The sequence below is a fragment of the Rhodoferax sp. genome, from assembly GCF_010365055.1.
Taxonomy (GTDB): Bacteria; Pseudomonadota; Gammaproteobacteria; order Burkholderiales; family Burkholderiaceae_C; genus Rhodoferax.
This window is the reverse complement of the sequence record NZ_JAAFHA010000164.1, coordinates 1-4750: the sequence shown is the minus strand read 5'-3', so window position 1 is coordinate 4750 and position 4750 is coordinate 1. Positions and strand designations below refer to the sequence as shown.

Genomic DNA, 4750 nt, shown 5'->3' with positions numbered 1-4750 from the left:
AGGGTTTCGGCGCTTTTTCTCTTGATTTTGAGGCGGTCTACTATGTGTTGAAGCCAGACTACAACGTCTTCATGGATGTGCAGCAGGCGATCAACCTGCAATTGGTGCGCCGCTTTGCCGAGCAGGGCATCGAGTTCGCGTTCCCAACCCAGACGTTGTACCTCAATCGCGGCGCCTCCCAATCCGAGGTGGGTGAGCAACCGGTGGCGAAAGATGAGTAATTTTTAAGCCATTTAGGGCTCTAGCCCGCGTATAGACTGCGCTAGTAGCTACTTATACAATAGCAAACCGCAGGCCCATGCCAAGCTGCATTTTCGACCCCAATGCGTGGACGCCAGCGCATGGTTCGGATGGAAACACTAAACAATTCATGTCTCCGGTGCCGCGTCCTGCGCGGATTCCTCGTAATCGGGGTCCGGGTTCAGTGCGTCACCCGACCAGCGCAGCGCTTTGGCGCTAATCGGTGGCCCGATCGTTTCGAGCACCGCCACGGCGGCCAGCACCACCGAACTGACCACCGCGCCCTGCAACTGAAACAGGGTCAGCGTGGTGTCGGCCAGGCCAATGGCCAGACCGGCCATGGGAATGAGCAGCAGGCCGGTGGTGGTGGCCTGCCGCCTGGGCGTGCCAAGCAGGCTGGCGGTGACACCTACCGCCAGCCACTTCGCCAGGGATCGGCCGAACACCAGCACCAGGGCGGCCGGTGCGTACTGAATCATTTCGGCCACATGCAGGTTGGCGCCGGCATAGACAAACAGGGCAATAAAAAACAACTCGAAGGCGGGGCCAAACTCGAGATTGGCGATGAGCTCAGTGCGCTCAATGCTGCGCACCACGATGCCCAGCACCAGCGGTGCGAACAGCGTTGACAGTTTGAGCGTCATTGCAGCGCCGAGCGTTAACGCCACGGCGCCTACCACCAGTGCGAGGTGATACTGGTGCGCGGCCTTGGTCTTGCGCGCCGCGATGTGCAGGGCCATTCCCATGCTTGCGCCGAGCATAGCCGAGCCCAGCAACTGGTATAGCGGTCCACCAAGGATGGTGGCCAGCGGTGCATCAGCGTCGTTGTAAAGCAGCGGCAGCAGCGCACTGAAAATCAGGAAGGCCAGCACATTATTGAGTGCCACCAGACTCTTGGCGCGATCGGTAACCGGGCCGCTGGCACCCATCTCATGGGCGACGTGGATCAGCACCGCGGGCGACGAGGACACGGCAATGGCCGCAATCACGGCCGCAGCCAGTCCGTGCACACCCATCAGGTCCATGCTGAAAAACACCACAATGAAAGTCAGTGTGCTTTCCACCAGCGAAATGATGATCAGGTTGCGGTCATGAAGCAACAGCTTGATGTCGAGCGACAGGCCCAGGCGATACAGAATCAGACCCAGTGCCACGTCAACAATGATGCGCGAGTTGTCCAGGGCGGCGTAGTCCACCAGCCCCAGCACATTGGGACCAGCGATCAGGCCCACCAGCATGAAGCCGGTGATGCTGGGAAGCCAGGGCCAGCGGTGCGTCACATAGCCGCCCAAAGCGCCGCAAAACAGCAAAAAACCAAAGAAAAACAGGGCGTTCGATGTGAGCGGCCAAGCGGGAAGAAAATTCATGGGCAGATCAACATAGGAGGGGCGGATAGAGAATTTGACCGCATCAAGGCAAGTATCGCACCCAGAGCCGTGTTGAAAATCGTCTTGTTGCCCACGCCGGCACCAGACGACCTGGTCATAATTCTTTCAGTCATCCCTAATGATTGCCGTGCTCCGAGCGCGGAAAATGGGTCTGTCTTCAAAAAGAGGGTTTCATGAAAACATATGTTCCAGCCGGGTCTATCTCGGTCACGGTGTCAGTTACTGTTTTTCAGCAGCGCGTTGAGCGGGTGGCGTTTTGACACTGGTGCTGCTGGCCGCGTTGGGCAAGAGCTTTCTTTTTGTTCTGGCGACGATTCTGCCGATTCTCAACCCGGCTGCCACTGCACCCATTTTTTTGGGTTTGACCGAGAACGCCTCTGCGGGCACGCGCGCGCTGCTGGCGCGGCGCATTGCGCGCAATATGTTTGCGCTCATGGTCGGCTCCATGCTGGTGGGTTCCTATGTGCTGGAATTTTTTGGTATTTCGTTGCCAATCGTGCGTGTCGGCGGCGGCTTGATCGTGGCCGCGGCCGCCTGGCGTTTGCTCAACGCCACGCAGACCACAGTTGACAGCCGGACCGAGTTGGCCGAGGCTTTTACGCCGGAACAAGCGCGTAAGCAGGCTTTTTATCCTCTCACGTTCCCGATCAGCTGTGGGCCGGGTTCGATCGCGGCGGCCATCACGGTGGGTGTGGCTTTGAGCGATGAAGACCTGACTTTGTCGCTGGCGCGGATGGCGGGCGGGGTGCTGGCCCTGCTGGCCATTGGCATCATCTTGTACCTGGTTTTTCGCTACGCCCAGCGCCTGCTCGATCCTTTGGGTGAGGCGGGTACCGTGATTTTTCTGCGTCTGTCAGCCTTCATTCTGTTATGCCTTGGCGTGCAGATCGTGTGGGATGGCCTGAGCGAATTGCTACGGGGATTGCTGGTGTCTGCGGGGGTTCATTGAGATTGCGCCGACCATGAATTCGATTCAACCCGCTGCACCCCAGGGGCCGCAGGCACAGGCAGGAACCGAGAGTGAGCTCGTCGTCGAGGCGCTTGCGCTGGGTAAAAACAAGCGGGTGCGCAAGCTGCTGGGGCGCATGCATCCAGCCAAAATCGAGGCCTTGCTGGAATTGCTTGACGACGGGCAACGCACGGCGCTCTGGCAGCAGGTTGATGGTGCGCTTGAAGGCAGGATCCTGCCGCATCTGAATCTCAATCTGAGCCGACAACTCGCGGGGGAGTCCGGCGATGTTTTGCCTTCAGACCAAGCTGGCCTCGGGCCGGGCGGCGCCGCCAAGCCGCAGAAGATCAATCACGTCACGGCGGTTCGCGAAGCGCTCGGGCAAGGCAAGCTCAAACGGCTGGGCAAAATTCTGCAGCGCATGCATCCGGCCAAGGTGGCTGGCATGTTGGAGGGTCTGCCGCCGTCTGAGCGCACCAAGGTGTGGAGCATGGTGGACACCGAGCGCACCGGCAAAGTGCTGACCTATCTGCACAACGAAATCCGCACGACCTTGGCCGGCGAACTGGACCCGGACGACCTGGTGGCGTCAGTACAGTTGCTTGAGCTCGATGACCTGGTGGACCTGATCCAGACTCTGCCGACCGCATTGGGCAGCCAACTGATGCAGGCCACCAGCGGCGGTCGTCGCCAACAGCTGGAGTCCATGCTGTCCTACCCGCAGGATTGCGCCGGTGGCCTGATGAACATGGACACCATCGAGGTCCGTGCGGACGTCAAAGTCAGTACCGTGCTGCGCTACCTGCGTTTGCGCGAGACCCTGCCGCCACAGACCGACATGCTGATGGTGGTCGACCGCAAGGGTCACTACCAGGGCGTGCTGCGTCTGAGTGCGCTGGTGACCGCTAATCTGGATTTGCGCGTGGCCGATGTCATGCAGGCCGATATCGATGGTATTGGGGCGGATGCCAAAGACACGGAGGTCGCCCGAGTGTTTCAGGACCTTGACCTCCTGTCAGCACCGGTGGTGGATACGCAGGGCCGTCTCATCGGCCGCATCACGGTCGATGACGTGGTGGATCTGATCCGTGACGAATCAGACCGCACCATGATGCAGATGGCAGGTCTTGACGACGAGGCTGACATGTTTGCACCCGTGCTGGTGAGTTCGCGCCGCCGTGCCGTGTGGCTGGGCATCAACTTGGTGACTGCGTTTCTCGCGGCCTGGGTGATCGGCCAGTTTCAGGCCACGCTCAGCCAACTGGTGGCGCTGGCCGTGCTGATGCCGATTGTGGCGAGCATGGGCGGCATTGCCGGCAGCCAGACGCTCACGCTGGTGATTCGCGGGCTGGCGCTCGGTCAGGTGCAAAAAGGCAATATCCGCGTGCTGCTGAACCGTGAGGTGGGCATTTCCATCCTGAATGGGGTGCTGTGGGCGGTGGTCATTGCGCTGCTGGCGGTGGCATGGTTTGGCGACTGGGGCATTGGCGGGGTGCTGGGTATTGCCATCCTCATCAACCTGCTGTGTGCGGCGCTGGCCGGCCTGGCGATTCCGTTGCTGTTGCACCGCCTGGGCATCGACCCCGCGCTGGCGGGCAGCGTCATTCTGACCACGGTGACCGATGTGATCGGCTTCTTCTCTTTTCTCGGCCTGGCGACGGTGTGGCTGCTCTGAGCCTCACCTGGCCGGTCGTCAGGCCGTGGATCTGACCGTAGCCCTGAGCGCCCGGGGGCCGACTCCCTGAAGCTACGAGGCCGCGCGGCTAATATGCGGACATGAGCTCATCCTGGCTGGAATCCGCGTTGCAGGTGGCACAGGGCCTCGCGCCCTTGCTGGCATCGCTGTTGCACCTGGGCTGCGCCACGGGCGTGACGGTGCATGCGCTACTGAACAAGCGGCAGGTGCACACGGCCATCGGCTGGATCGCGCTGGCCTGGCTTGCACCGCTGATGGGTGCCTTGCTGTACCTGATGCTCGGCGTGAACCGGATCCCGCGTGCCGCGGTGGCATTGGGGCTGAAGGACACCTGGCGTCACGAGGGATCCAGCGCCGACGTAGCCAACGAAACCGATGCCCCGTGCCGGCCGGATCTGGCGGGCATCAACCGGCTCACGCGTGAGGTCACGGGGCGCTCTTTGTTGGCGGGCAATGAGGTGACACCGCTGGTGCAGG

General features: G+C 61.2%; 4 protein-coding genes and 1 pseudogene. 4 read left to right on the top strand and 1 reads right to left on the bottom strand.

The window, feature by feature from the left end; translation table 11 throughout:
• Positions 1–221: pseudogene (locus tag GZ093_RS20285) on the top strand (mechanosensitive ion channel family protein); the annotation flags it as partial.
• A 147-nt stretch (positions 222–368) separates the two neighbouring features.
• Here GZ093_RS20285 and GZ093_RS20280 read toward each other — a convergent pair.
• Positions 369–1607, bottom strand: coding sequence for a cation:proton antiporter (locus GZ093_RS20280; RefSeq protein ID WP_296489499.1), 1239 nt, complete (start codon positions 1605–1607; stop codon positions 369–371).
• Between the two features lie 277 nt (positions 1608–1884).
• Between GZ093_RS20280 and GZ093_RS20275 the strand changes: the two genes are divergently transcribed.
• The 3 genes from GZ093_RS20275 to GZ093_RS20265 all read left to right on the top strand — a co-directional run.
• The gene (locus tag GZ093_RS20275) at positions 1885–2577 is read left to right on the top strand and encodes a MarC family protein (RefSeq protein WP_296489498.1); all 693 of its coding nucleotides are present in this window, start codon (positions 1885–1887) and stop codon (positions 2575–2577) included.
• 13 nt (positions 2578–2590) lie between these two features.
• Complete coding sequence (gene mgtE, locus GZ093_RS20270; RefSeq protein WP_296489496.1) at positions 2591–4252, top strand: magnesium transporter; 1662 nt, start codon at positions 2591–2593, stop codon at positions 4250–4252.
• Between the two features lie 101 nt (positions 4253–4353).
• The coding region (locus GZ093_RS20265; RefSeq protein WP_296489495.1) for a PLDc N-terminal domain-containing protein at positions 4354–4750 on the top strand (397 nt) is incomplete at its 3' end.

Excerpts from the sequence above, each read along its gene's own strand:
- GZ093_RS20280 (WP_296489499.1), bottom strand. The coding sequence starts at position 1,607 with ATGAATTTTCTTCCCGCTTGGCCGCTCACATCGAACGCCCTGTTTTTC.
- mgtE (WP_296489496.1), top strand. The coding sequence starts at position 2,591 with ATGAATTCGATTCAACCCGCTGCACCCCAGGGGCCGCAGGCACAGGCA.